The following is a 24,698-nucleotide window of genomic DNA, read 5'->3' on the forward strand; positions in this document are numbered from 1 at the left end:
GCAAGGGGGCAGAGTTGGACGACGCAACGAGGGTCGGGGAGAGGCGATTTCGCGGCGGCTTGATGCTCCTCCCCCGAGAAGTGCAGGACCGCTGACACTGCGCCATATTGAAATCGAAGGGGGCACCTCTGTTCGCGAGGGTGGATGGGCAAGCACGTCGCACGAGAGCAAAGTGTCAGGCATGAGCCTTGCTTCCAGGCCATCGGTCAGAACCGCACCTTTGCAAGCGTGGTCATGCGGACATCGGTGTTGAAGGCGGCAAGCTCGTTCGTGGTTGCAGCGTGCCTCACGACGAACGAGCGCTGGCCGACTCGCCAGAGTCCTTCTCCCTGTTGAAGATCGGGGAGCTGTTGCCGCTCTGCGCTGGTGAGCCCGAGTTCCCGGGCGGTGCGCGATGCCTCGGAGACCTCCTGCTGGTAGACGATCTTGGTGGAGCAGTCGCCAAGGAGCCCGCGTGCCAGGGCGCGTGCTTCGGAGTCTGCGTCGCCGACCGCGTCGAGGTCGGAGAGCCGATGCACGATGAGCAGGTTCGCGATACCGAGCCCGCGCGAGAGCTTCCACTGGGACTGCATTCGTGCGAGTAGTGCGGGCTGGCGCATGAGGCGCCAGGCTTCGTCGTAGATCACCCAGCGTTGCCCGCCCTCTGCGTCGGTCAGGGCGGCCTCCATCCACGCGGAGGTGCAGGTCATCACCATGGCGATCAGCTGGTCGGAACCCTGAATCTGCGAGAGGTCCAACGAGATCATCGGCAGCGCGGGGTCGAAGGTAACGGTCGAGGGACCGTCGAACAATCCGGCGAGGTCGCCCTTCACCAGGCGGCGCAGGGCGTGGGCGAGGTCGCGTCCGTCCCTGGTCAGCTCTTCCTTGGTTGCGCCGGGGACTGCGTCGGTGGGGGAGTGCAGAGCATCGACGACCCGGGGCAACGTCGGCACCTCGGCCCCGGCGATCGCGTCGTGGAGGGCGGCGTCCAGTGCTGTGTGCTCGACGGATGCGAGAGGTCGGGCTAGCGCTGACTCGGCGAGGGACCCCAGGAGCACTCGACGTCTGCTCTGGACCAGCTGGGCCCATTGGTCGTTCGCCAGGTTGTTCGGGCGCGGCCCAGGGTCCAGCGGGTTGAGTCGATTTGGCGTGCCGCCTCCGAGCTGGATCGCAGCTCCGCCCACGGCGCGCGCCACGACGGACCATTCACCCTTGGGGTCGCCGGGGACGTACACGCGTCGGCCGAACGCGATGGACCGAGTGGCAATTGACTTCGCGAGGCAGGACTTGCCCTTCCCAACGACGCCCGCGAGCAGGCAGTTGGGGTTGGTCAGGACTCCTTGGCGGTAGAGCTCCCACGGGTCGAAGCAGAATCCGCCACCGGACCACGCGTCCTGACCGACATACACACCTTCGTTGCCCAGACCGGCCTCGGCGAGGAAGGGGTAGGCACCGGCCAGAACGTCTGATGTGGCACGGTGCGTTGGAAGCCGCAGGCGTCGAACGGCCCGGAGCGCTTCGGCCCCCCGCTCGCCGGAGGGTGGAGGAACGGCCGTCGACGGCGAAAGCCGGCGGACCGGCGCGGTCGAGGAGCGTTGGTGTCTCTTCAGCCCTAGTCCCATGGCGCGCTCAGCTGACCTTGCGTGCCAGAGGCAGCGCAGCAGCGGCATACGCGCGCGCTTGTTGGCCGAACAGGCGTCGAGTCTCGCATCCGCTCTGGATGGCGGCCCGCTCCATTTCTGCGACAGCGGCCTCGAGCTCGTCCCGTGATGGCGCGGTGACCGCGACGAGACCGGAGAAGCGAAGGTCGGCGTGGCCGTTGAGCAGGGCGCGTTCGCGGTCGATGACGTCGCACCACTCGGCTTCGTCGGACAGGTTGGCGAGGGCGCCGATACGTGCCTTCTGGGTCGCGTCGGTGGCGTACTCGACCTTGGAGCGACGGATGTCTCTCATCGCAACGGCGGTGGCGACTGGGGTCGCGGTGATCGAGAGGGTCTTGCGGACGCCCGGGCGGAAGACCAGGGCGTGGAGGAACGATGGCGTTGCGTCGACTCGCGGCCACTCGTTGACCCACAGAACGGCGGACTGCCCGGTGTCGTGTCGCAGGTGATCCCAGTGTTCGTCCACGGCCATAGGCCCGGCCGCCGCTAGCGATCGTGGCCCGCCGTTCGTGGAGGCGTCGTGGGCAGGGTCGTAGGCGGTGCGCAGCGTGGCGGAGAGTTCGGGTTCGTCGAGCCAGCAAGCGAGGTGGAGCTCAGCGGCGCGCAGACCGGCCTCGAGCGAGCTCATCTCCTGACGCAGCGCAGCCGCAGCTCCGGCGAGTCCCCGTCCGCGGCGTCGGATGCTGCTGCGGGCGGCTCTCATGTCGAGGGACAGGGCAATGAGGGTGCGATGGGTGCTGGCGGACGGGGCGCAGGTGCGCATGAGCTCCTCGTACTCCCTAACTGCCCATTGGCTGGTGTCCTTGTGTCCATGCGTCGCCCACCAGCCAGTGATGCCCTTGCCCGAGTCGGGCAGGGAGATCTCGAGGATCTGGATGCGGGCGATGGTGCCGGAGTTGGCCAGGGTGGCGAGGGCGCGCCCCCAGCCGTGCACGCGACGGGTCTGCTCCTCCGCGGATAGCAGGACGTAGGCCGGGTGGCGGATGAGTGCGACTGCCGTCAGGGTGCCAGCGTGTGGGTCGTGGACCATCGCCGTGCCGGTGTCCTCGTCGATGTGGAAGCGGAGCGCGGCGAGGTCGCCGGGAAGGGCCATGGCGCCGGCCGGTCTTGGCGTGGATGGCCGTGCCCGATGTTTGGTCTGGCCAAATGAGCGACGCCATAGATAGTGGCCGGCAGTGGGCAGCGTTTCGATCGTGGGACGCCCGTGCCAAGGTGCAAACGCGAGGACCAAGAAGGTGAGCCACAACGGCGCGGACGCCGCGACGCCGAGCATGCCGGTGGTGAAGAGCATGGGGATGGCGGTAGCGGCCGCTCCGGCAACGCAGAGCACTCGAGGCGTGGAGAAGCCGAGCAGCAGACCACGCTGGGGGAGTCGACCGAATCGGACGGTGGCGGCGGCCGGGGCGACGGGTGCGGTGTCATTCATGGCTTGCTCCTGGGGACCTGATCTGCGACTGCTCAGGGGGCGGGTTGACCGTCTTGGCCGGCGCGGATTGGGCCACCTGGGCGCGGCCGACATCGAACTTCGGGGGAGCCTGCGGTGCGCCGCTGGTGCTGACCAGCGAGGAACTCTGTCGCGGACCGCCCACTTGAGCCGCCGGCGTTTGGCCAACCATGCCCGGGCGACCGCGGGCCATGCTCCCGAGCGAGCTGGCGGTCCAGGCCATCGAGGACACCTTTTGCGGAGCGGCGATGACAGCCTGTCCGCCAGCGGTCACCTGTCCGACGCTGGCGTGGGCGGCGTGGATGGTGTCGCCGGCGAAAGAGAACATCCGCATCGCCATCCACGGCGCGAAGCCGCCCATCATGAGGATCAGCGACCCGGCGGCGAGTTGGGTTGCGCCCTGGCCTACGCCGCTGCCGTCCTGCCCACTGCCGTTGAACACCGCGAGCCCGATGCTGAGGATGATGACCAGCAGCAGCTTGGACACGACCATCGCGCAGACGAACTCGATCCAGCGCCGCACCCACGCTCGGGTGATGTCCGCAGTGGCGCCCGCGAACGCGAGTGGGGCGAGGACGGCGGCGATGATCAGCACCATCTTGCGGACCATCATCGCGACCCAAACCATGACCACGGCGATGAGGATCACCAGTGATAGGAGCAGCGTTGCGGCGGGAGCCTGGACGTTACCCAGTTGTGCGAACGCGAACTTCTCCCCGAGGCCTTCGACGTTGGTGCCCAGCGCGTGTTGTACATAGCCGGCGCTCAGCGCGTCGACCACCCCGAGCAGTGTGCGGGTGGCCGCGATGGCGAGGGCGGAACCGACAAAGCTGACGGCCAGTCCCGACACGGCGCGGGCGAGACCGCCCGGCTCGCGACGCAGCACCGAAGTGACGACCTGGATGACGAACAGGCCGAGGCACAGTACGGCAGCGATTGCCGCGCTGGTGCCGATCTCGCGGAGCAGCTTGGGGTCCTGCAAGTCGAGGGTGGTCGCGTCGTTTATCTGCTGCCACAGCCAGGTCGTGGCGTTCATCGCGACCTCGCTGAAAGAGTTGGCGACGCGGGTGAACGCGCTGTCGACGGCGTTGTTCGCCTGACCTTGGATGTATTGGCCGGCTTGGCAGAGCGGGTCGAGCTTCTGCAGGCCGTCACACCTCATGACGACCCCAAGGGGATTGCGGTGTAGGTGACGGCGCCAACGAAACCCCAGGCGTCGCGGGTCGGAGGACCTTCGAACTCGAGGCCAAGCTCGACGCTGTTCACGTCGCGGCGCGTGCGTCCGTCGATCTCAGTCGTCAGGGTCACTTCGGCACTGACGATGCGCGCGGTGATGCCCGGGTCGGTGATTCGTCCGGCTTCGACTGCGTTGGTCCACGCCATTGGTTCGCTGACGCGCTGCACCCGGACCGTGGTCCGGCCGGACTGCTGGGAAAGCCTTGCCCACTCCTCCGCTGTCGGAATCGGAGCCGCGCTGTCGGTCACGTCGGTCACCGAGAACACCGCCCACCGATCCCGTAGCTCGGGCGGGACGAGTCCCACCACAAGTGGCTCCTCTGTGCGGGCTGACTCGCTCTGTACCCACGACAGCCAGGCCTGCCGCGACTTGCCGTAGTTCTGGGTCAGCAGCCGTCGAGTGAACTCAGCCGCGTAAAGGTCCGGCTGCTGCGTCGCATCGCCATCGATTCTCGGGAGCGGGGAGCCAGTGGCCGTCGCGGGTAACGCGCGAAGCCTTGCGATATCCGCATCGAGCTCGCCGTTTCGTATGCCGGGTTGCTCCGCCGCCGTGCTGGGTTCACCAGTGTGAGTAGCTGTGGGCGGGGATGGAGATTGGGTGACTTCCCTGTGCTGGGTGGCACCCTCGCGTTCGTCGCCCATCACGAAGGAGACCCCAATGACAGTGCTCGCGACTAGCACGGTGAGGATGGCGACCGTCGCGCCGACGACGCGGAACCGCGTTCGAGAACGTGGATACCTGGACATCAGTGGATCGCCGCTCCAGCGTTGTTGAAGAAGTTGACCAAGGTGTTGGCAGCGCCGATGAGCAGGGCGGCCGCGCCGGCGACAAGTACGCCGTTCTTGCCACGCCCGGCGATGTGGGGGTTGGAGGAGTTCGAGCCGATCGCCCACGTGATTGCTGCGATTGCCACCCCGGCAACGGCGGCCACCAGTCCGAAGGTGAGCAGCGCGCCAACCATGTGGCTCAGCGCAGTGATGCCTGGAAGCCCGTCGCCGTTGGGCTGAACATCGATTGATGGAACAACCATGACCTTGCCTCTCTCTGGTGGTGGCGGGCCGATCCCGCGCGTGATTGGTCTACGGATGGTGACGGGGCAGCATTCGTCGCTCACGCGATGTGCCTCAGGGCAGAGATGCCCCTGGAGGTGAACGCGGACAGGGGCGTCACCTTGACGACGTCACCGGTCTTGGGGGCCTGGACGACGAGGCCATCGCCGATGTACATACCCATGTGCGCGGGCGAAGCGAGGGAGCCTCCGCTGCCAGGAGTGAGCACGAGGTCGCCCGGACGCAAGCGGGCGATCGTGGTGGGCGCGCCGTCCCTCATCTGATCCCACGTGGTTCGCCCGAGCCGGTGACTGGCGACTCCCCACGCGGACATGGTCAGTCCAGAACAGTCGAACCGGTCGGGTCCGGTCCCTCCCCATAGGTACGGCTTTCCGCGCTGGGCAAGCGCGTAGCTGACCGCGATCCTCGCAGCAGGCGAGACACCTAATGGGAGCTCGTAGTCAGCTGGGAGTCCATGACCCGGTCCACCCGAGGCCAGGATGTTGTTCACGTTGTCAATGCCTGCACAGGAATCTGTGGACGACGGCTCTTCGATGGCCTCAAGGACCTGATCGGCGAGGGACAGCTGCGCGAGGTAGTTTCCGCCGTACACCGTCGAGCCGTGGTTGGCCGTTGCCGGCCGACCGTCGAAGGCGGAGCGTTGCACCTGCTGAGCGGCGACCCAAGGCGGCAGTGAGGACCACCCGTCCACGGCGAACAGCGCGTCGAGAAATGCATTCGTCGAGGTCACCGGGTCCATGCGAGCAGCGGCGCTGCCCCAGCTAGCGCGCTGCTGGAACAGACCCACGGAGTCGTGGTCGGACCCGAGGCCCTGGTTGGGCACCAGGTTCGCGTCCACCACGCTCGGATTGCCCAAAACCCGCAGGCCCGACTCTGTGAGGGCCACCGCGATGGCAACGAGAGCAGCGCGTTGGCCGCCCCGATCCGAGGCGGTGGCCGCGATCGTGCGCGCGTTCTGGGCTTGGACCGGACTCAAGCCCTCGATGGGACCGGACGTTGTGCAGACCGGCATACGACTCGCGTCGGTGCCAGACAGGCGCACGAGCAGCACCACGGCGCCAACCAGGCCGAGCAATAGCGCGACGGTGGCGGCGGTCAGCTTGGCAATCGGCACGTCAGGTCAACCGAGAGGAAGGGGCAACATCCGCAGGGCTCGCGACTGTCGGTGTTTCGGGGCACAGTGGTAGGTCACTATCTGGGAGGACAAATGAGGGGCAAGGGGCGCACCGCCGAATCGGTGGAGAACCGAGTCCTCAACGCCCACGAGGAGGCTCGCCGGCTGGCCATGGAACTCGCCGGGCTCGAGCCCGGTGTGTCTGTGGACCCTGTGGGTATGCGGGTCGTTCTCGAGCTCGACGAGACCGCGTGGCGACGGCTGGACAGCCTCTGGTTCAGGGTCATGGTGGATGGTGCATGGAGCGTTGCATCGCCGGGTCTGGCTCTGCTGACCAGTAGACGCCTGCTGGTGCGGCTGTACAGCGGTGAGGTGTTCTCACTGTGGTGGGGATCCCTTGTGGGCTTCGACCCCGATCTCGAACTAGGGCATGTCGTCTTCGACTATGGGGACGGCTCACCGCGCGCCGTGACCGGACCGGGCGCAGCCTCGGTGGCTGTCGCTGGCGTCGCCAGCCTGTATGGCGTCAAAGCGCTCACGACGCACCCGGCACTTGCTGCGTTGCGGCGGACGGCTCGGAACGCTGGGTGACGAGGTGGACCTGTCGGTGGACGTACTCGCGTTGCGCTGCGCTCAGGGTTGACCCTGCGGCATACAGCCTGATGAGACCGGGCCACCCGCTGGCGGAGCCGGCCATGAGCCGGTGCACAACGCGCAGTTCGGCCGCGGTGTAGCCGAGCTGCGCGAGCATCCCGCGGGTGCATGCGCGGGAGTTCCCACCCGCGCCGCATGGCGAGATCGTCGCCAGTGGGTCTTCGGCGCCGCGCTGGCGGGCGATCTCCAGTCGGGAGACATAGACATCGAAGGATGCGGTCAGCTTGAGCTCCTCTAGTTCGGGCGCGCTCAGCCCGGCTTCGTTGGCCACCCACACCTCGAAGGATCCGTCGGAGGTCATGCCGCATCCACCTCGTCGGCGGATCCACGCTTGAGCAAGCAGCCCTGCGGCACGTCGGTGATGCCGCAAAGCGAGTCCGCTTGCGCCGCGCGTGCCGAGCCGCCGCTACTCCTGGTGGCTACGCCACGAAGCATGACGAACAGGTGGAGCGGCGAGTAGGAGCGAGCGTCCGCCTCGTGTGCGGTCAGCCACGTCATCGCCGTGATCAGTTCTTCAGTCGCGTGCTCCTGTGTCACGAGGAACGGCCTCTTGGATCCGAACGGCTGGATCATCCTTGGGGTCGTGGTGCAGATCTCTTCCTGAACGGTCATCCACAGCACGTCACGTGCGGGTGACTCTTCACCAAGGCTCGGGCAGGCGTGCAAAGCCTTGTGGATCACCCGTCCGGCCTTCTCCTGGTTGTCGACCAGGGCGTCGGCCTGGCCTTCGAACGGATGGTTTCGGAACGAACCGTGCTCCGGTCGGTTGGAGAACGACTGTCCCGCAACGGGATTCGACTGTGTGGTCAGCGCTTTCATGATTGCCCCCTCGGCTCCAAAGTTGTGCTCTTACGATGCTTACTCTCACCGGGGGGATAGCGCGACAAAAGGTACACAGCTGGGGATAACGTCAATGTCCCCCATGTCCCTGTGTGTTACCTTCGCAAATGACTCCATCCGCAAGGATGTGCCACAGCAGGAAGGGTGGTTGATGGCGTCACAGGAGTGGTGGCAACGGCTCAGACGAGACCGTGAGACCCGGGGGTTTTCGCAAGCGCAGGCCGTCCGGGAGTTCATCGCGCACGCCGACCACCATGTTCCGGACGACTTCGAATCGGTCCTGACTGCGTGGAAGCGCTGGGAGCGCGGCGCCATCAAGGGCGTGCCGGCCAAAGAGAACCAGCAGGCCATCGCGGCGATGTTCGGCACCGCGGTCGACGCGTACTTTGGGCCGTCTGGACCCGTCGCTGCGCCCCCACATCTCAGTGACGACGAGACCCTCGAACTGGTGCAACGGCTGCGTGCCTCCAGCGTGGACCCGGCCACCCTGGAGTTGGCGCAGGTCATGACGGATCGGCTGTGCACTGACTACGCCTCTCGGCCCGGAGAGGAGGTGTTGGACGAGGCGCAACGCTGGCTCGCGGAGATCGCCGCATTGAAGGACAAGCCCATGCGCTATCAACAGCTCGGCGAGATCTACGCACTCGCGGGCTGGCTTTCGCTGCTGGTGGCGTGTCTGCACTATGACCAGGGCGACGAGCGGAGTGCCGAGAAGGCTCGAGCTGGTGCCATCATGCTCGCCAAAGAAATTGGCCACCGCGAGATCCTCGGATGGGCGCAGGAGATCCGTGCGTGGATGGCCCTGACCCGCGGCGACTACTACGGCGTCCTGGAGGCCGCCAAGGTCGGGCTGCGCGAGACCCGCGAGCACTCGGTGGCGGTACAGCTCGAGGCTCAGTCTGCCAAGGCGTGGGCCCGTCTTGGCAGGCGCCGAGAGGTCGAGCTCGCGCTCGACCGTGGGCGAGACCTGTTGGACCGGATGGACTACCCAACCAACCCGCGCAACCACTTCCAGGTGGACCCAGCGAAGTTCGACTTCTACGCCATGGACTGCTATCGCGCCGTCGGCGACGATGCACTCGCGATGGCGATGGCCGATGCGGTGACCGCGACGAGTACTTCACCTGGCGGTGAAGTCATCTCGCCGATGCGACTCTCAGAGGCAGAACTCACCAGGGCCACGGTGCTCGCGCGGAATGGTGAGGTCGATCAGGCGACGTCAGCCGCGGAGGCTGGGCTCGCCGGTGACCGTCGGTCGCTGCCGTCGCTGCTCATGGTTGGCAGCGAGGTCGCGGATGAGCTGGTGCGTCTGCATCCGCACAGCGAGAGCGCCGTCGACTTCGGTCGCCATATCTACCTGCTCGGACATCCGGTCAAGGACTCCGGGCCCCACTGAGGCGCGCCTCCTAGTCGGTTCGCTTCACCCTCTGCTTCAGTTCGCGCTCATCCGCCTCGAGGAGTTGCGCGGCTCGGCTCAAGCCGGAGATCGACACCAGCATGGCCTGAGCCTCAGCGAGTTCGCCATCCACGGCGTCGAGGCGCTCCTGGGCGCTGTGCTTCCTGCGCTCGACTGCCATCACCGCTCGGAGCGCCCCTGACTCGGCACGCTGCGCGTCCAACAGCCGGCGGCGCGCCCCCTCGTCATTCTGGAACCTACTCATCCCAGCCCTTCCTCCTTATGTCCATACGTGGACAACCGCTGGAAGGGGGCACCATGCGACTCGGACCAGTAGCGATCTGTGCAAACCGGCCGGAGACTTGCGGAGGGCGCTGGCGGTCAGGCTGGTGGAAAGCGGCATGCCAAGGCCTTGTGGATAGCGGTGACGTGCGCGACCTCCTCGGCCGGCTCCGCGAGCATCTTGGCCAATCTTTTGGGCCAGAGGACTTGCAGCCCTCGTATGGTGAAGGAACCTCCGACGAGTGGCCAGTCGGCGTCGACGAAGGCCAGCGCACCCTTGACTGGCGCCGAGAGCCCCTCGGCCGCGAGGGCCTCGGCGACCAGCACCATCTGCTTGGCGACACCGTCGACGAGCTTGGTGCAGTCACGGCGGCCTACGAGGAGTCGCTCGACCCGCGGTCGCATGATTCCGCCTTCGACGCGAAGCGTCGGTCGCCCCTTGTAGCGCTTGGCGTCAATGACCCACACCCCGTTGCTCGTCACCGCGATGTGGTCGATGTTGGCTTTGGTCTTCGGGATCCGTCGATCGTGAAGGATCGCCACACCCTCGTCGATGAGGCCGTCGAGCCGGTGGCCGAGACGTTCTTCGCCGATGGCGCCCTGGTCCCAAGCGCGGGTCGACTGCGGATCATCGAACACGGCGAGGAGCAGGCCGCCCAGCTTTGGGTGGGCCGCACGGACGCGGTCCTCGCGGCGCGCCTTGCGGCGTTCGAACTCGCGGCGCGCCGAGGCGCCGGCTATCCCGGTCGCCGCGGACTCATCTTGGGTCGGCCCTTCGCTTGGTTCTTCCGCGGCTGGAGGAGTTGGCCGTTGTCGGACGTCGACTACGGGGTCAGCCAGGTGTCCGGTGGGGTCACAGTCGAGGCAACGGACGGTCCTGGATCCTCGGTCGTAGATCGCCGTGGTCCGGGCTGGGAGCTCGGCGGCGCAGACTGTGCAGGTGCCGGCATACCGCAGGCGCAGCGGCTTCGCCGCGGGCGGCTCGTCGGTCTCCATAACTCTGACACTACGAAGCCTCAGGGGGAGTCGCGGGGGACTGGAGGTCCACTGGTCCGTTCGGCGGATGCTGCTCGGTTGTTAGCCGCTCGGAGTCTGACGGCCCGGCCTCAGACCTTCTCGTCCCGTCACCCCCGCGACCCAACTCCTCACAGCCTCGGCTACCCCATCTGCCCCGCCTGTCCCCGGCGCATCCACCCCGACCCACTCCACCTCAGCCACGCCCACCCGAACACCTCCATCCAGCTCTCATTCTCGTGCCACACGTCAGGCACCAGCTGCGCTGGTGGGCCGATGGTGCCCCGTGATGCCCGTTGCCTTGGCGTGACGATGTCGATGCGGCGAATGACGTTGGGGGCTGGTTTCCGGTACCTGATGTCCTCGGTCGCGCGCGCCGATCGGGAGGGCCTGACGACGGATCCGTTGACGGCGTACTACACCCAAGGGGGCACCCCGCCGGGCCGGTTCCTCGGGTCCGGGCTGGCTGGTCTGGCCGGTGGGAGCGGGGTCGAGCCGGGGTCGGTCGTGACCGAGGAGCACCTGTGGCGGATGCTCGGGATGCTGCAGGACCCGGTCACCGGGCGCGCCCTTGGGCGTGCCCCGGTCGCGGATCGGCCGTCCCGTCGTGACGCGGGGGGCAGGCGCCGTCCGGCGTCGCGGACCGTGGCCGGGTTCGACCTGACGTTCTCCGCCCCGAAGAGCGTGTCGGTGGCGTGGGCGATGGCGGATGGGCCGACCCGGGAGCGTATCTGCGCGGCGCACCAGCGGGCTTTGGAGTTCGTCATTGAATACGCCGAGCGGGAGGTGTTCACCACCCGGACCGGGCGCGGCGGGGTGGTCAGCGAAGCCGTCCGGGGTGTGGTTGCAACCGGCTTTGACCACTGGGACTCCCGCGCGGGTGACCCGCAGCTGCACACCCACGCGGTGGTGCTGAACCGGGTCCGGGCCGCCACAGATGGGGCGTGGCGCACCTTGGACTCGCGGGCGTTGTTCAAGGCGAACGTCGCGTTGTCGGAGCTGTACAACGGCGCCCTGATGGACCTGCTCACCGCCGATCTTGGGTGGGGTTGGGAAGCCCGGGCACGGGCACGGTCCACGTCCCCGACGTGGGAGGTGGCCGGGGTTGGGAAGGAGTTGCGGGAGGAGTTCTCGCAACGCTCGACCGCGATCAACGCCGCCGCCAGTGACCTCATCGCGGGCTTCGCCGACTCCCGCGAACGGCAGCCCACCGCGGCCGAGGTCATCCGGCTTCGGCAGCAGGCCACCCTGGCCACCCGACCCGACAAGGAGCTGCGACCGCTGGCCAACCTGGTCCGCGACTGGCGACTCCGGGCGAAGCCGCACCTGGGTTCTGAGCCGCAGGCATGGGTGGCCACGCTGGCGAACAGGTGCGACCTCCCCGCCCTGAGCGCGGCCGACCTCGAGGACGGAATGCTCAAAGACGCGGCGACCGTGGTGGTGGATGCGGTCGCCGCCAGGCGGGCGACGTTCACCCGCTCCAACGTGCTGGCCGAGGCGCTGCGGCAGCTGCACGGGGTCCGGTTCACCACCCCGCACGAGCGCGCCCACGCGGCCGAACGAGTCACCATCATGGCGCTGGAGGCCTCGGTGCAGCTGTCCCCACCGGAGGTCGGACGCGTCCCCGCGACGCTGCTGCGTCCCGACGGTTCCACGCGCTTGCGGGCCCGGGACGCCACCATCTACACCACCACGGCCGTGTTGGAGGCGGAGGAACGGCTGCTCGCCGCGGGCCGCGCCACCGACGGACCCCAGGTGCATGCGGGGGTGGCCTCGGCTGCGGCCGGTGCGCCGTTGCCGGGGCGGGCGGATGGTTGCCGGCTCACGGGCGAGCAGGCCGACGCTGTATGCCGGGTGGTCACGTCCGGCCGCGCCCTCGACGTGCTGGTGGGTGCGGCTGGGACGGGGAAGTCGACCACCATGGCGGGTGTGCGGGCCGCGTGGGAGCCGGTATTTGGGCGGGGGAGTGTGGTGGGGCTGGCCCCCTCCGCGGCAGCCGCCGAGGTCCTCGCGGACGCGGTCGGGGTGCCGACGGAGAACACCGCCAAGTGGCTAACCGAACAAGCCCGGCAGGACCAGCGACTTGCTGAACTGGCCTCCCTGCATGGCAAGCTGCGCTTCGCCAGCCCGTCCCTTCGGACCCGCGCTATCACCCGCCGCGCACGCCAGGTCAAGGCGGAACTGGACCGGTGGCGGTTGCGCGATGGTCAGCTGGTCATCGTCGACGAAGCCTCCATGGTCGGCACCCTCGAGCTCGACACCCTCACCACCCAAGCCCGTCAGGTCGGGGCGAAGGTGCTGCTGGTCGGGGACCCGGCACAGCTGTCCCCGGTCGCCGCCGGCGGCGCCTTCCGGCTCCTGGTCACCGACCGGGAAGACGCGCCCGAGCTCGTTGACGTGCGCCGGTTCCGGCACGAATGGGAACGCACGGCCAGCCTGGCCCTGCGCGATGGCCATCCCACCGCCGCCCACCCCTACCTGCACCATGGCCGGGTCCAGGACGGTGACCGAGACACCATGATCGAGGCCGTCTACCGGGCGTGGCGGGCCGATACTCGGGCCGGTCGCACCTCCCTGATGGTGGCCGCTGACGCTCAGACCGTGGCCGAGCTCAACGCCCGCGCTCGCGCGGACCTGGTCGCCACCGGTCAAGTCATTGACCATGGGGTGTCGGTCACGGACGGGACCACGATCGGGGCCGGTGACGTTGTGGTCACCCGACTCAACCAGCGCGATCTGCATGCCGCCGGGGGGTGGGTCAAGAATGGCGACCAGTGGAGGGTCAGCGCCGTCCACGCCGACGGATCGCTCACCGTCCACCGCACCAACAAGGTGGGGACGACGACCCGGCTGCCGGCCGACTACGTGCGCGAGCACGTCGAACTCGGGTACGCCACCACGGCCCACCGAGCCCAAGGCCGCACCGTCGACACCTGCCACGCCTACGTCAGCGCCGCCACCGTCCGCGAACCGCTCTACGTGATGGCCACCCGAGGCCGCGAGGCCAACCGGCTCTACATCGACACCAGCTACGACCCGGACACCGACACAGCACACGACCTCGGCGACCTCGTCCCGGTCGAAGAGGTCCTAAAGAAGGTTCTCGCCACGTCCGGCGCCGAGATCTCAGCCATCCAAACCCGCGACCACGAGGCCGCCGCGGCGAGCAGCCCGGCCCGACTGGACGCCGAAGGCGCCGCCATCCAGCACCACCGACGCCACCAGCGCTACACCGACCTCCTACTTGCCGCAGGGGTCCCGCCCGAGCACATCGAAGGGGCCAAGGCCGCCAATCGCTGGCGCCCCATGCTGGAGCGGATGCGACTGGCCGAACAGTTGGGTCTCGACCTGCAAGCTGCACTGCAGACCGCCAGTGCACGGGGGAAGCCGGACCAGCCGCTAATGGCTCGAGTTGACGCCGGACTCGCTGCCTGGAACGCCCACCACGACACCCGCCGCGAGTGTGACCAACGGATCCGGTCCGAACCGCCTGTCAGGCCGCAGCAGAGTCCCCGACTGGAGTGACTCCAAAGGGACCGCACCACCTCGAACAGGATGCGGACGAGCTGGAAAGGATCGGAGGCACCGACAATGATGACATCGTCGACGTCCACGCCGATGCTTTGTCGCGAACAACCGGTTGACCCAGGCGTCGCGCGCGGCCGTCATCGCTTGGGCGAGGGCGGTACCCGGTGCTGTCAGGTCGAATGCGTGGAATCCTCCCGGCCAAACGTGCAGCTCGCTTGGACGCCGCAGTGCCACAGGCTCGTCGCCTGGCGGACGACATCGTCGTGGCTTCAACGAGCGTCCTCAGCGCCACACCCGCATTCGTGGCGGGGCTGATTCTGGTGTTCTTCTTTGCAGTCGAGCTCGGCTGGCTCCCAGTTTTGGAGCATTTGCCTTGGCAATCAACGCGGAGAACTCCGCCGGTGGCAGGGTGGTGACAGCGCCAACGAACGGCGCCGCCGGCATCATCCCCGGCGGTCCTGCACTATTGCCAGCGGTTCCTGCCGTCGTTCAGCGAGGAAGGCGTCGTGCGGTCGGCGCCAACGTGTCGGTCGTGCGCGGAGAGCGTTTGGTGGAGGCGCTATGTGACGAGCGGTGCTGGGTACGACGGATGAGTGGCGCGTCGCCGACGAGCAGGTGGCTTCGCTGTCGCTCGCTGCTATTGGGGGCGTGCGACGTCCGCAAGGGCCGCGCGCACCTGTTCGGGACCGACGTGGTCGCCCAAGACGAGCGCTAGCCGGGTCAGCATGGATTGCCGGTCGTCGGCGGGCGCGTCGTCGAGCGCCTCGGACAGCGCAAGCCAGACCTGCTCGCGGGCGAGCTGTTCGCGGGAGAGGGCTTGGGGGTCAGGAGCCGTGGTGCGGACCGCGTGCGGGTCGCGGCCGGTGAGCCGCGCGCCGAGCCCGGCGAGGTCCTCGACTTGGCCGCGGGCCAGCACAAGGCCGTCGGGGCGGACCACGACGACCTCGCCGGGCCGCGCTAGCCAGGCCGTGACGGTGTCCTCGTCGTGGACTGCGATCAACCCGATGTCCTCGTGCGGCAGCGCGGTAGCGAGATCGGTCGCCATTCCCCGGGCGGCCTCCAGGTCGGGCGCTTGCGGCTGCACGACGTACAGCCCGAAGCCGGTGCCCCGGATTTCGTGCAGCGACCGCTCTTTGCCGTTGATGTCAAGGGCCCGGTCCTCCAGCGGATCGCCTGGCACCAGCCCCGGCTTTGCCGAAGCCACGGTGAGAGCGGAGCGGCGCGCGTGGGTAGCCGTGCTCTGGCGAGGGTCGATGAGGTGCCTGAACTCCTGTCGTGTCTCCGCCAAGTCGAGCAGCGCGTCGCGGGTAGCGCGGTACCCGTCGCTCCCGGGCGTCATGATCAGCGTGGACTTCCCGGCAGCGGCGACGTTCTGTTTCCACGCGTCGTGCCTTTCCGCGGCGTACGAGGTGAGCAGCGCTGGGTCGGCTGCGCCGTGCACCACCGCTGCGAGGATCCAGGAGAGGGTATCGGCGTCCTCCATGCCCGAGTTGAGCCCGCGAACGCCGAAGATGGGCACCAGGTGTGCGGCGTCGCCTGCGAAGATTACGCGGTCGTGCACGAAGTCGTCGAGGGCCAGTGCGTGGGCCTTGTAGAAGCCGAACCACTCGAGCGTCCATGGCCCTCCCGACTCCTGGGCTGTGCTCTCCAACCAGGCAAGGTGGCGGGTGATGCGCTCGCGGATCCGCTCCTCAGAGGTCTCGACGTCGGCGTCATCGTTGGGACCGAGCTGGTAGTCAATCCGCCAGATGTCGTGCGGCTGGCGGTGCATGATCACAGTCGACCCCGGATTGCTGGGCGGGTCGAACCAGACCATCCGCTCAGCGGGCAAGCCGGACTCCCATTGGATGTCGGCGATGACGTAGCGGCCCTCATATGAGGTGCCCTGCAGCCGCAGTCCCTCGAGCTCGCGCATACGACTTCGACCACCGTCCGCAGCAACCACCCAGGCAGCGTTGAGAAGTCGCGGTCCGGCGGCGGTGGTCACCTGGAGTTGGACGGCGTGCTCGCCCTGGGCCAGCCCGGTGACCTCGCAGCCCCAGTGCAACGTGATGAGCGGGTCCGCCTCGACGGCCTCGGCCATCACGTACTCGAGTTCGCTCTGCGAGACGTTCACCATCGGCGGGCGCACAGCGTGCGGTTCGCGCCGCATCCGGAATCGCAGCACCTCGTGGTCGCGATGGAAGCTCCGGCCGCCCTCCCACTCAAGTGCCCGTGCGGTGAGTTCGTTGCCGAAACCGAGCCGGTCTGCGATCTCAAGACTGTGGCGGGAAACGCAGATTGCACGGCTGCCGAAGGAGACCTGGTTGGCTGCTTCGAGCACGACCACCCGCACGCCGCGGCGGGCCAGTCCGAGTGCGGTTGCCAACCCCACGGGGCCCCCGCCGACGACGACCACCATCGCGGCGGGCGCTTCGTCGGGCAAGTATGACGACTCATGGATCGGCGGCCTGAAGTAGGGGGTAGTGGTCATCGTCTCCCACCGCGTTCGGCAGTAGCCATCCCGTGACCGGGCGTGGGCGCTCCGACGGACACAACGCCGACGGGCAGGCCGATTTGCGGCCGCGCTGCCGCGCTCGGGGGCACGCCGACGGTGGATGCTGTCACGAAAAGGCCCCCAAGCGGTCATGGTCCCGGATCGTCCTCCGGGTCCTGATCACGAGTGTGGCGGCGAGCAGTTCTGTTGAAAAGCAGTGATTTTGAAGGTTATTGCTCGAATCTATTGCAGAAGCGTGATCTGGGTGCCGAGCCGTACGACGTGGTCGACGAATTTGCGTGAGGCGCGGTTGAGCAGCGTGTCGCCATGGATCACAACGTCAATCGAGACCGGCTCGAGCTGTGGGGTGCGGATCTCGCGCACGACGACGGGCAGGCCCTCGTAGGTAACGTCGGCGGTGGGCCGCTGGAGCAGCATGGTCCAGCCGAGGCCGCGGCCGACGAAGGAGCGCGCTGTTTCGTAGGTGCGTGTTCGGTAGGCGATCTCGGGGACGAAGCCGGCCATTTGGCAACAGGCCATGGCGTGCTCCGCGCTGGGCGGAGCGTCGAGCAGCACCATCGGGTCGTCGCGCAGATCGAGGAGGTCGATGGGGCGATCGGACTGCGCCAGCCGGTGGTCCATTGGCAGCACGACCCGCGGCGTCAGGTGTGCGAAGGGTGCCTTGCGGTGCGACGGGTCGAGATCGAGCTCGTACATGATCGCCACGTCGAGCGCGCCGGCCTCGAGGGCGGTGGTCAGTTGGTCCTGAGTGGCCTCAACGATCTCGAGCCTCACCTCGGGGTGGGCTTTAAGGAAGCTGGACATCAGCACCGGGAGCAGGGTCGGCGCGAGCGACGGGTAGCAACCGACCCGCACCTTGCCGCTCACCCCGCCCTCGCCGCGGGCGTCGGCCTCGAGTTCAGCTGATTGATGGAGGATCACGCGCGCGCGCGGCAACACCAGCTCGCCGGTCGGGGTGAGCGTGACACCCTTGGCACGCCTCCGGTGCACTAGCTGGGCGTGGACGAGCCGCTCTAGTTCTGTCAGGGCCGCCGAAACCGCCGAGGGCGAGATATGCAGCCTTGCGGCGGCCGCGCTGATTGTTCCGGTGTCGGCCACTGCGACAAAGGACACCAATTGGCTGATCTTGAACGCAGGGATGTCCTCCACGGCACGGTCTCCTCACCTTGTCGGTGTCAGCATGCCCGACCGAGCCGCCAGGCGGCCGCCGTGAGGGGCGGCGGGGTCGGTCACAAGGCGCACGCCGTCGGCCTTCGTCCCTCTCGAACACCGGTCAACCACGAGCAGTCTCATGCATGGCATTCGACCAGGTGCACGGCGCCGGGCCGGGCCCTCAATCTGGGGCGGCAGGAGAAGCGGGGGGCGAGGACGACGGCGCCCGTCTCCGCCGCGCTGAGGACGGGCGCGCCGATCATCCCGTGCGCTCCGCGACAACGACGCCCGGCTCGTATGCCCCACCCCACCCCGACGCTGCCGGCCAGGCCGCAGCACCTGCCCACCCGAGTGACCTGGGGCGCCCGTGCGGGCGAGCAGCGCGGTCAGCCGCCCGGTGGTGAACCAGGTGAGACCGCAGCACGCCGCCCTGGGGCAGGACAGCCGAACGCAGCGCCATCGACTGCAGCAGCCCGATCGCGGCCCGCCTGGTCTCGGCGGCGAAGCGGTCGGTGAACGAGTCCGCCCAGATCCAGACGTCCACGTCGGCCTTGAAGACCCTCTTGTCCGCGAACCGCAAAGGTCAGTACCCGCCCAAAGCAAGTGTCGCTATGAGCGTGGAGGCGAACTCCTCAGCCACTGCGAGATGCTCGGGCTTCATGACACAAGACCTCAAGACCGTGGTCTGTTCACTGTCAACGACAAGTGCTGCGTCGGCAGCTGCGAGCCAATCGCTGTCCACTTTAAGCTTGGCTACGTGCCAACCCACCCTTTGAAGTTCATTGAAGGCGGCCTCGGAACGTCGGCTGACCTCGGAGGTGCTGGGGGATGCTGCGTAGGTGCACACGATATCGAGTTCAGGCTCGACCAGGAGACGCGCGGTGTCAGAATCGCGTACACGGTCCGCGATCAATAAAGCTGCTTGCCGGCCCTTAGCGAGGACTTCGCCCAAACCCTCTCGGTCAAGGCCGAGACCGCGAAATGTTGCCCACAGGGCCGCAGCGGCTGCGCCGGCGCGTGAGCACTCAATGCTGATCTCACCTAGGTGAAGCTCGGTTGAAGTGAAGTACGTGTACGGGGAGTCGTGGGCGAAGAAGCGGCCCACCGTCGGGTCCGAGAAAAGAATCGAACCGCACCCATATGGTTGGAGTCCGTGCTTGTGAGGGTCGACCACGATCGAGTCCACGTGGGGTAGCGCACGGAACGGCCGCGGGTCCACTACCGGATCTGTAGTCGCGAGAAGCGTGTGGAATCCACCGTACGCCGCGTCCACATGAACGCGGACTCCATAGCGCCGGGCCAATGTGACGATTTCGCCGACTGGGTCGAGAGCTCCCAGACTGGTTGTTCCGAGCGTGGCAACGATCGTTCCGACCCCGCCCTCTTGTAGCCGGCTTTCAAGAGCGTGCAGGTCCATCTTGCCGAGGCGGTCTTGTGGGATGGACTCGTGGGCAATCCCAAGCAAGTGACTCATCCGACTGTGCGTGTAGTGGGCTGCCTGACTCGACACCACGACCTTGCCGGGCGCAAGCTCTCGAGCCACATATAGCGCCTCGAGGTTGGCGATGGTCCCAGAGGAGGTGAGGTGACCCAGATGCTGCGGCATCCCAAACATGTTGGCGATGTCGTGAACGACTTCCTTCTCCATCACCGAAGTCGCCGGACCTGCGTCAAGCGCATGATTGTTCGGATTGATCAACGCAGCTGCCGCGTAAGAAATCCAGGCGAGCGGGTGCGGTGGCTTGAGAATCTGCCCGATGTACTTGACGTCGCCGTAGGGGTAGTTGTCCGCGAGACGACGCGTAAGTTCGTCAACCGCCTCCCTCTGGCGGTTGGTCAGCAGCGTCGTCTCTTGCCAAAGCTGGGCAAGCGGCTCGAGTTCTCGTGCCGTGCGGGTAAGCCGCGTCACGATCTCTGGGGCGAGTTCCGTCATCGGGTATCCTTCATTCGCTCGTTTTGGGTGCAGTCAGCGATCAGTACGGGTACCAGACCTCGTCCGTTGGGATCTCAGTTCCGCGGAGTTCAGCCAACTGCTTGATGATTGGCCGCGCGGCTTCAAGAAACGCTCGAAAGCCTTCTTCCGTCTCCCACTCGTCAATATCGAGGATCTGATTGTCGTGGTAGTGGCGCGTGTGTTTGATGCTGCCGTGAGCCTTGAGCAGGTCTCGCAACTGGCCGTGAAGGTCCGCGTGCGTTTCGGCGACTTCTCTCACGCGCTGCAGGTCCACTCCAGCGATTCGGACTGTTACCGTGACACTCATTTAGGTACTCCTCTTCAGATTGAAAAGACGTTGAGGTCGCGGAGAACGCTTTCGCTTTCCCATGAACTCCACTCTTCTGCAATTCGGTCTCCGGCGATACGTGCGATCGTGATTCCTTGCGTTCGGACCTGGCGGTTCGTCGGCGGGATGTTCAGATAGCGCTGGGAATGGGTTCCGAATGCCTCCCACCGATATGCCACCCGGTCTCCCTCCTCGACGAAATCGATCAGGTTCCCTTGGAGGTCGGGGAAGGCTCGTACACGCTCTTCCAATATTGCGATGAAGTCAGGCCCACTGATGTCGGCATGTGCGGAGTGACGCGTGTAGTCGGACGTCAGAAGTTCGAGCAGGCTCGGATCGGGGCCCGCGTGGACCTGGTCCCAAAACCGCTGCACCAGTTCTGCATTAGGTCCCGCCATCACTGGACTCCTCTGCGCTTGTCGGCACAAGTTGTGCGCCGTCGTAGAACCCGCCATCGAAGTACACAAGGGGCGGTCGGCCGAAGGCTTCAGCAAAGGTGACCTCGCCAACGAAGATGGTGTGAGTGCCAGCCACCATCCTGGATCCGACCCGGAACTCCAGATGGGCTGAGGCCCCGTCCACTAGTGGAGCACCGCTTGCCCCTGGGACCCACTTGATTGAGGCGAACTTGTTGGTGCCCGACCTGGCGAACACCCCGGCCACGTCGAGCTGCTGGCTCGACAGGATGCTGACGCCGAAGACGTCCTGGGAGTAGAGGTGGGGGTACGTGGACGAGGTCTCCTTGACGCAGACCATCACGAGCGGGGGATCCATTGACACGCTGGCGAAGGCGTTAACCGCCAGGCCATAGGGGTCCCCGTCGACAGAAGTTGTCACGATGGTGACGCCGGTCGGAAATGACCGGTGAAACTGTCTGATCGACTCAGTGAGCTCAGGTGTCGGAGCCATGATGGAGGTGCCTTTCACGTGTTCGCGCCAGGATCGGACTCGTCGAGTGGAACACGAAGTTCCGGCACGTGCGCGGTCCGGATGTCAACGACCCCTGTCCCATGGAGTCGAACCGTGGGGCGTGCCAAGGGTTCCTCGACCTGCGCACCGTATTCGGAGATGGTCTTAAATCCAGCCCCTTCGCTCCTGTCCCACACGGGCTTGCCACCCGGGGGACGGAAACGGGGCATGACCTCTTCAGCGAACAAGGTCATGTTCTTCCGGGTCAGCCATGCCGGCATCGTCCATGCATCCCCAGTGACGACAAGACGGCCAGCGCCCATAGCTGCTGTCAACTCCTCGATCTGCTCTGCCACTGTGTCGGGAGAACCACAGATGATCATCCGGTCCGCCATGGCCTCTTCGAAGGTGGTGTCCGAGATCTCTTTGCTCCGGTAGCCGCCGGCCATCATCCCGCGCAGCGACTGTGCCGTGACGTGTCCAGGTGGAAACGAGTCGTGGAAAGCCGAACCATACGAGTTCTGGAGAATGGACATGTAGTGAGCTTCGACCTCTTGTCGTGCCTGGCGGTCGGTCTCCGCGACGTGAACCGTGGCGGTAGCGACGATTTGCTTGGGGTCGGCGGTGTACCCGGCCTCCTCGCATAGCCCTCGGAAGGTCTGCACGTTCTTTAGCAGAACTGGCAGGGGCACGAGGACGGCTAGGTAGGTGTATCGGTTATCGGCCGCGAACTTCAGCGACTCTTTCGATCCCACGGCTGGCACCCAGATCTCAGGATGAGGCTTCTGCAGCGGCTTGGGCCAAAGATTCGCATAGGGGGCGCGGAAGAATTTTCCGTCCCAGTCGAACGGCCCATCCTCAGTGAATGCCTTCTTCATCAAGTCGTGGCCCTCGCGATGGCGCTCGCGTGCATGGGTTGGATCGAGCCCCAGCGCATGGTAATTAGGCCCAATTCCAAGGGGCATCCCGAAGAAGTAGCGACCTCGTGAAACGTAGTCGAGGGCCACGACTTCCTCGGCATACCGCATCGGAGTAAGGTAAGTATTCATGATGGCTCCAACTGTCCCCACCCGGATGTTGCGGGTCCGGGCGGCAAGCGCCGTAGCCAAGATCACCGACTGCCCCGCTACCGCATTTGGCCCTCCATGTTGCTCTAGAACGAGTAGCCCGTCGAATCCAAGTTCTTCACCCAGGACCATCCCGTCGAGAAAATCCTCGATAATTCGCTGCCCACGAACGGAGTCGTAGTACTTGGTGGATGTGGAAATGTAGATCGACTTCTCTAGTTGCTCGCGCCGAGGGATGAAACTGTACTTCCCACCATTGTTGAGGTAAAACTCCAATTGGTTCATGCGTCGGCTCCGTTGGCGTTGATAAAGGACGTGATTAGTTCGGCAAGCGCCTCGGGCTCTTGTACGTAAGGCACGTGGGACGTAGGACGATTGGTGCCGCGGACAGTGACGACTTCGGCGCTGTCGAGGTAGTCGGCGTACTGGGCCATCACGGATGTGTCCAGAATCCGGTCTTCGTCCGGGAGAATCACCTGGGCAGGCACCTTCACCCTGGCCAAGCGCCGCTCGAGCCTGTCGTCGTGCCGAGGATTCCACGTTAGCCGCGCTGTCGTGGTGAGCTCGGTATAGTCATGGATGAGCTGTTCTACTGGCTCATCCTCTTCGAGGTACTCGGGGTAGGCGGTCGCGGAACCGTTAAAGGTCCGATCGAGGGCCTCCTCGCCATTTTGCCGAAATGGGTCCCTGAGAGCACTGCCGCGCAGACCAGCGGGGGCGATTAGCTGCAGACTGTGCAGGCGATGGCCGAAGAAGACCGCGAAGTGCGCAGCCATCCACCCGCCCAGCGAGTGCCCGACGAGATGAAATTTGTCCAAGCCGAGCTGATCGGCAAAGTCGTCGTAGTGGAGTGCCAAGTCGTCGAAGTCCTCGAGCCACTCGGGCATCGCGGTGTCACCAAAACCAGGGTGCTCGGGAACGATAAGGTCGACCCTTGAGGACATCTCCTCGTAGAAGGGCAACCACCGTCGCGTCAGGCCCGCGCCGTGGAAGTACACGACAGGCTCTCCCGCACCCTTCCTCCGGTAAGCGACGTTGACGTCGCGGACGTGGAGCCTGCTCGGCTCGGTATAGAAGGCCCACTTCTTCTGCGGCGGCACTACATCGCCCTTCTTCCTACGCTTGAGGTATGGCGGAGGCGGGACCCGACCGTCGACGACACACACCGACAGCGGGCCACGCTTTCGTTTCTTATGATGCTGCCTTATGATCGCATAGTGACCGCGCGACAGCAAGAGTGGATGCACTTAGAAGGCCTACCCGAGACCGCAGATGCGGTCGTGGTCGGGGGCGGACTCGTCGGCCTGTTGACTGCAATCGCGTTGCGTCGGCAATGCACACGCGTAGTGCTGCTGGAGGCGAGATCCATCGGAGTTGGCCAGTCGAGCCGGCACATGGGCTTCATCCGAGAGCAGGGTCGTCACCCGTTGGAAACGCAACTGATGCGGCGCGCTCGCCAGCAGTGGAGTGAGATGGCCACGAGCGAGCTCCAAGGAGGCGGGCTGCGCTCCGGCGGCCACCTCTCATTGGCAGGCAAAGACGCATCCAGTCGGGAGGCGATCTCAGCCTGGGCGAGCATCGCTCAACGGGCCGGCATCCCATTTCTACAGTTGGACGCACATGACTTGGCCCGCGACCATCCTTGGCTCGCTGACGAGTATCACTACGCCGGCTTCACCCCTCTAGACCTCCAAGTCGAACCGACGCTGATGCTGACCGCGTTGCGAGCACTAGCCGAGGATCACGGCGTACTAATCGTCGAAGGCACACCCGTCACGGACCTCCTCATCGGCCAGCGACACGTGCGGGGCGTCGTCACGGACCGCGGCAGTGTTGCCGCACCCGCCGTGGTCGTGGCAACCGGCGCTTGGTCTCGACGACTGCTTGCACGCACAGGGATCAACCTCCCCATCCACGTCGGTGTAACCACTATGGCCGCGACCGCTCCAGTGCCCCCGCTCACCAACTGCACCGTTTGGGAGATGGGCGCACTCGGCTTCCGGCAGGACACGCGGGGGCGGATCGTATTCGCATACGGCGGATTCGTTGACGTCCACCTCGTATGGGAAGACCTGCGCTCCAGTGTTCGCCTATTCAGCACGTATCTGCGATCCCGACGTCAGATAAGACTTCGCGCAGGCCGTGACTTGGCTCGGGACCTATGGGACGTGGTACGGAGACAACCCTTGCGCCCCCTCGGGTCGCGCGAGTATCCAGCAAACAAGCGCGACGTCCGAAAAGGGACAGCCCGACTCGCCACGATGGCGCCTCAGCTGGCCGGCAACCTCACCGTTGAGGAGATCTGGACCGGGGCAATAGACGTGACCGCTGACGAGCTCCCGATCGTGGGCAATGGCGGGGTGTTCGGGCTCTCATTCGCGGCCGGTCTGAGCGGTCACGGCGCAGGGCTGGCTCCAGCGCTCGCCGATCCATTGGCAGAGATAGCGCTGACGGGTGCTACCAAGGACAAAGACGTCCAGGCGCTCTCACCCGAGAGGCTGCACGGCTACCGACCACATGGGGGAACGGGGATCCGTCCACTCTAGGTGCTAACCCGTCTTTATACTGCTCA

Annotated in this window: 23 protein-coding genes and 1 pseudogene; 5 read left to right on the forward strand and 19 right to left on the reverse strand. The window is 66.2% G+C overall.

The window, feature by feature from the left end; genetic code table 11:
• Positions 1-206 precede the first annotated feature (206 nt).
• From AC1DWJ_RS13445 to AC1DWJ_RS13470, 6 genes are all read right to left on the reverse strand, one after another.
• Entirely contained in the window at positions 207-1,649 is a 1,443-nt protein-coding gene (locus AC1DWJ_RS13445; protein ID WP_477621011.1) for a VirB4 family type IV secretion system protein, read from the reverse strand.
• Positions 1,609-3,066 carry an SCO6880 family protein gene (locus AC1DWJ_RS13450; protein WP_477621012.1) on the reverse strand — a complete coding sequence of 486 codons (1,458 nt, stop codon included), beginning with the start codon at positions 3,064-3,066 and terminating at the stop codon, positions 1,609-1,611. The genes AC1DWJ_RS13445 and AC1DWJ_RS13450 overlap by 41 nt, the downstream gene beginning before the upstream one ends.
• A complete protein-coding gene (locus AC1DWJ_RS13455; RefSeq protein WP_477621013.1) occupies positions 3,059-4,246 on the reverse strand; it encodes a TrbL/VirB6 family protein in 1,188 nt (395 codons plus the stop codon). The genes AC1DWJ_RS13450 and AC1DWJ_RS13455 overlap by 8 nt, the downstream gene beginning before the upstream one ends.
• Positions 4,243-5,067 carry a hypothetical protein gene (locus AC1DWJ_RS13460; protein ID WP_477621014.1) on the reverse strand — a complete coding sequence of 275 codons (825 nt, stop codon included), beginning with the start codon at positions 5,065-5,067 and terminating at the stop codon, positions 4,243-4,245. Before AC1DWJ_RS13460 ends, AC1DWJ_RS13455 begins: the two co-directional genes overlap by 4 nt.
• The gene (locus AC1DWJ_RS13465; RefSeq protein WP_091783938.1) at positions 5,067-5,351 is read right to left on the reverse strand and encodes a DUF6112 family protein; all 285 of its coding nucleotides are present in this window, start codon (positions 5,349-5,351) and stop codon (positions 5,067-5,069) included. Before AC1DWJ_RS13465 ends, AC1DWJ_RS13460 begins: the two co-directional genes overlap by 1 nt.
• 80 nt (positions 5,352-5,431) lie before the next feature.
• Entirely contained in the window at positions 5,432-6,505 is a 1,074-nt protein-coding gene (locus AC1DWJ_RS13470) for a C40 family peptidase (RefSeq protein ID WP_477621015.1), read from the reverse strand.
• A 93-nt stretch (positions 6,506-6,598) separates the two neighbouring features.
• On the opposite strand from AC1DWJ_RS13470, the gene AC1DWJ_RS13475 reads away from it, so the two are divergent.
• Positions 6,599-7,096: a hypothetical protein gene (locus AC1DWJ_RS13475; protein ID WP_477621016.1), complete on the forward strand. Its 498-nt coding sequence runs from the start codon at positions 6,599-6,601 to the stop codon at positions 7,094-7,096.
• Here the strand turns inward: AC1DWJ_RS13475 and AC1DWJ_RS13480 are convergent.
• Complete coding sequence (locus tag AC1DWJ_RS13480; RefSeq protein ID WP_477621017.1) at positions 7,041-7,460, reverse strand: hypothetical protein; 420 nt, start codon at positions 7,458-7,460, stop codon at positions 7,041-7,043. The two genes, AC1DWJ_RS13475 and AC1DWJ_RS13480, sit on opposite strands and share 56 nt — an antisense overlap.
• Positions 7,457-7,978: a hypothetical protein gene (locus tag AC1DWJ_RS13485; RefSeq protein WP_477621018.1), complete on the reverse strand. Its 522-nt coding sequence runs from the start codon at positions 7,976-7,978 to the stop codon at positions 7,457-7,459. Before AC1DWJ_RS13485 ends, AC1DWJ_RS13480 begins: the two co-directional genes overlap by 4 nt.
• Positions 7,979-8,150: 172 nt before the next feature.
• On the opposite strand from AC1DWJ_RS13485, the gene AC1DWJ_RS13490 reads away from it, so the two are divergent.
• Positions 8,151-9,395, forward strand: coding sequence for a hypothetical protein (locus AC1DWJ_RS13490; protein ID WP_477621019.1), 1,245 nt, complete (start codon positions 8,151-8,153; stop codon positions 9,393-9,395).
• A gap of 10 nt (positions 9,396-9,405) precedes the next feature.
• On the opposite strand, the gene AC1DWJ_RS13495 is transcribed toward AC1DWJ_RS13490, so the two are convergent.
• Positions 9,406-9,660: a hypothetical protein gene (locus tag AC1DWJ_RS13495; RefSeq protein WP_091783928.1), complete on the reverse strand. Its 255-nt coding sequence runs from the start codon at positions 9,658-9,660 to the stop codon at positions 9,406-9,408.
• Positions 9,661-9,776: 116 nt separating this feature from the next.
• Positions 9,777-10,673 carry a nuclease-related domain-containing protein gene (locus AC1DWJ_RS13500; RefSeq protein ID WP_477621020.1) on the reverse strand — a complete coding sequence of 299 codons (897 nt, stop codon included), beginning with the start codon at positions 10,671-10,673 and terminating at the stop codon, positions 9,777-9,779.
• A 330-nt stretch (positions 10,674-11,003) separates the two neighbouring features.
• On the opposite strand from AC1DWJ_RS13500, the gene mobF reads away from it, so the two are divergent.
• Positions 11,004-14,216: a MobF family relaxase gene (gene mobF, locus AC1DWJ_RS13505; protein WP_477621021.1), complete on the forward strand. Its 3,213-nt coding sequence runs from the start codon at positions 11,004-11,006 to the stop codon at positions 14,214-14,216.
• A 364-nt stretch (positions 14,217-14,580) separates the two neighbouring features.
• Positions 14,581-14,670 (forward strand): annotated as a pseudogene (locus AC1DWJ_RS13510) (L-serine ammonia-lyase, iron-sulfur-dependent, subunit alpha); the annotation flags it as partial.
• A gap of 186 nt (positions 14,671-14,856) precedes the next feature.
• Here the strand turns inward: AC1DWJ_RS13510 and AC1DWJ_RS13515 are convergent.
• The 9 genes from AC1DWJ_RS13515 to AC1DWJ_RS13555 all read right to left on the reverse strand — a co-directional run bounded on the left by AC1DWJ_RS13515 (position 14,857) and on the right by AC1DWJ_RS13555 (position 23,373).
• The gene (locus tag AC1DWJ_RS13515; protein ID WP_477621210.1) at positions 14,857-16,644 is read right to left on the reverse strand and encodes an FAD-dependent oxidoreductase; all 1,788 of its coding nucleotides are present in this window, start codon (positions 16,642-16,644) and stop codon (positions 14,857-14,859) included.
• A gap of 294 nt (positions 16,645-16,938) precedes the next feature.
• Positions 16,939-17,865 (reverse strand): LysR substrate-binding domain-containing protein, encoded by a 927-nt coding sequence (locus tag AC1DWJ_RS13520; RefSeq protein ID WP_477621022.1) that lies wholly within the window; start codon positions 17,863-17,865, stop codon positions 16,939-16,941.
• A gap of 262 nt (positions 17,866-18,127) precedes the next feature.
• The gene (locus AC1DWJ_RS13525) at positions 18,128-18,412 is read right to left on the reverse strand and encodes a hypothetical protein (RefSeq protein WP_477621023.1); all 285 of its coding nucleotides are present in this window, start codon (positions 18,410-18,412) and stop codon (positions 18,128-18,130) included.
• A 39-nt stretch (positions 18,413-18,451) separates the two neighbouring features.
• Positions 18,452-19,801 carry a pyridoxal phosphate-dependent decarboxylase family protein gene (locus AC1DWJ_RS13530; RefSeq protein ID WP_477621024.1) on the reverse strand — a complete coding sequence of 450 codons (1,350 nt, stop codon included), beginning with the start codon at positions 19,799-19,801 and terminating at the stop codon, positions 18,452-18,454.
• A 40-nt stretch (positions 19,802-19,841) separates the two neighbouring features.
• Positions 19,842-20,129, reverse strand: a complete 288-nt coding sequence (locus AC1DWJ_RS13535) for a hypothetical protein (RefSeq protein WP_477621025.1) — start codon at positions 20,127-20,129, stop codon at positions 19,842-19,844.
• A 14-nt stretch (positions 20,130-20,143) separates the two neighbouring features.
• Positions 20,144-20,548 (reverse strand): ester cyclase, encoded by a 405-nt coding sequence (locus AC1DWJ_RS13540; RefSeq protein WP_477621026.1) that lies wholly within the window; start codon positions 20,546-20,548, stop codon positions 20,144-20,146.
• Entirely contained in the window at positions 20,535-21,059 is a 525-nt protein-coding gene (locus AC1DWJ_RS13545; RefSeq protein ID WP_477621027.1) for a flavin reductase family protein, read from the reverse strand. Before AC1DWJ_RS13545 ends, AC1DWJ_RS13540 begins: the two co-directional genes overlap by 14 nt.
• Before the next feature lie 14 nt (positions 21,060-21,073).
• The gene (locus AC1DWJ_RS13550) at positions 21,074-22,411 is read right to left on the reverse strand and encodes an LLM class flavin-dependent oxidoreductase (RefSeq protein ID WP_477621028.1); all 1,338 of its coding nucleotides are present in this window, start codon (positions 22,409-22,411) and stop codon (positions 21,074-21,076) included.
• Positions 22,408-23,373, reverse strand: a complete 966-nt coding sequence (locus tag AC1DWJ_RS13555; RefSeq protein ID WP_477621029.1) for an alpha/beta fold hydrolase — start codon at positions 23,371-23,373, stop codon at positions 22,408-22,410. The genes AC1DWJ_RS13550 and AC1DWJ_RS13555 overlap by 4 nt, the downstream gene beginning before the upstream one ends.
• Here AC1DWJ_RS13555 and AC1DWJ_RS13560 point away from each other — a divergent pair.
• Complete coding sequence (locus AC1DWJ_RS13560; RefSeq protein ID WP_477621211.1) at positions 23,368-24,672, forward strand: NAD(P)/FAD-dependent oxidoreductase; 1,305 nt, start codon at positions 23,368-23,370, stop codon at positions 24,670-24,672. The genes AC1DWJ_RS13555 and AC1DWJ_RS13560 overlap by 6 nt on opposite strands.
• Positions 24,673-24,698 lie beyond the last annotated feature (26 nt).

The organism is Pedococcus sp. P2_D7, assembly GCF_056404295.1.

Coding starts and splice junctions, on each gene's coding strand:
- AC1DWJ_RS13495 (WP_091783928.1), bottom strand. CDS start 9,660: ATGAGTAGGTTCCAGAATGACGAGGGGGCGCGCCGCCGGCTGTTGGAC.
- AC1DWJ_RS13455 (WP_477621013.1), bottom strand. CDS start 4,246: ATGAGGTGTGACGGCCTGCAGAAGCTCGACCCGCTCTGCCAAGCCGGC.
- AC1DWJ_RS13445 (WP_477621011.1), bottom strand. CDS start 1,649: ATGCCGCTGCTGCGCTGCCTCTGGCACGCAAGGTCAGCTGAGCGCGCC.
- AC1DWJ_RS13560 (WP_477621211.1), top strand. CDS start 23,368: ATGCACTTAGAAGGCCTACCCGAGACCGCAGATGCGGTCGTGGTCGGG.
- AC1DWJ_RS13550 (WP_477621028.1), bottom strand. CDS start 22,411: ATGAACCAATTGGAGTTTTACCTCAACAATGGTGGGAAGTACAGTTTC.
- AC1DWJ_RS13530 (WP_477621024.1), bottom strand. CDS start 19,801: ATGACGGAACTCGCCCCAGAGATCGTGACGCGGCTTACCCGCACGGCA.
- AC1DWJ_RS13535 (WP_477621025.1), bottom strand. CDS start 20,129: ATGAGTGTCACGGTAACAGTCCGAATCGCTGGAGTGGACCTGCAGCGC.
- mobF (WP_477621021.1), top strand. CDS start 11,004: ATGTCGATGCGGCGAATGACGTTGGGGGCTGGTTTCCGGTACCTGATG.
- AC1DWJ_RS13490 (WP_477621019.1), top strand. CDS start 8,151: ATGGCGTCACAGGAGTGGTGGCAACGGCTCAGACGAGACCGTGAGACC.
- AC1DWJ_RS13460 (WP_477621014.1), bottom strand. CDS start 5,067: ATGTCCAGGTATCCACGTTCTCGAACGCGGTTCCGCGTCGTCGGCGCG.
- AC1DWJ_RS13485 (WP_477621018.1), bottom strand. CDS start 7,978: ATGAAAGCGCTGACCACACAGTCGAATCCCGTTGCGGGACAGTCGTTC.
- AC1DWJ_RS13545 (WP_477621027.1), bottom strand. CDS start 21,059: ATGGCTCCGACACCTGAGCTCACTGAGTCGATCAGACAGTTTCACCGG.
- AC1DWJ_RS13465 (WP_091783938.1), bottom strand. CDS start 5,351: ATGGTTGTTCCATCAATCGATGTTCAGCCCAACGGCGACGGGCTTCCA.
- AC1DWJ_RS13500 (WP_477621020.1), bottom strand. CDS start 10,673: ATGGAGACCGACGAGCCGCCCGCGGCGAAGCCGCTGCGCCTGCGGTAT.
- AC1DWJ_RS13480 (WP_477621017.1), bottom strand. CDS start 7,460: ATGACCTCCGACGGATCCTTCGAGGTGTGGGTGGCCAACGAAGCCGGG.
- AC1DWJ_RS13540 (WP_477621026.1), bottom strand. CDS start 20,548: ATGGCGGGACCTAATGCAGAACTGGTGCAGCGGTTTTGGGACCAGGTC.
- AC1DWJ_RS13450 (WP_477621012.1), bottom strand. CDS start 3,066: ATGAATGACACCGCACCCGTCGCCCCGGCCGCCGCCACCGTCCGATTC.
- AC1DWJ_RS13475 (WP_477621016.1), top strand. CDS start 6,599: ATGAGGGGCAAGGGGCGCACCGCCGAATCGGTGGAGAACCGAGTCCTC.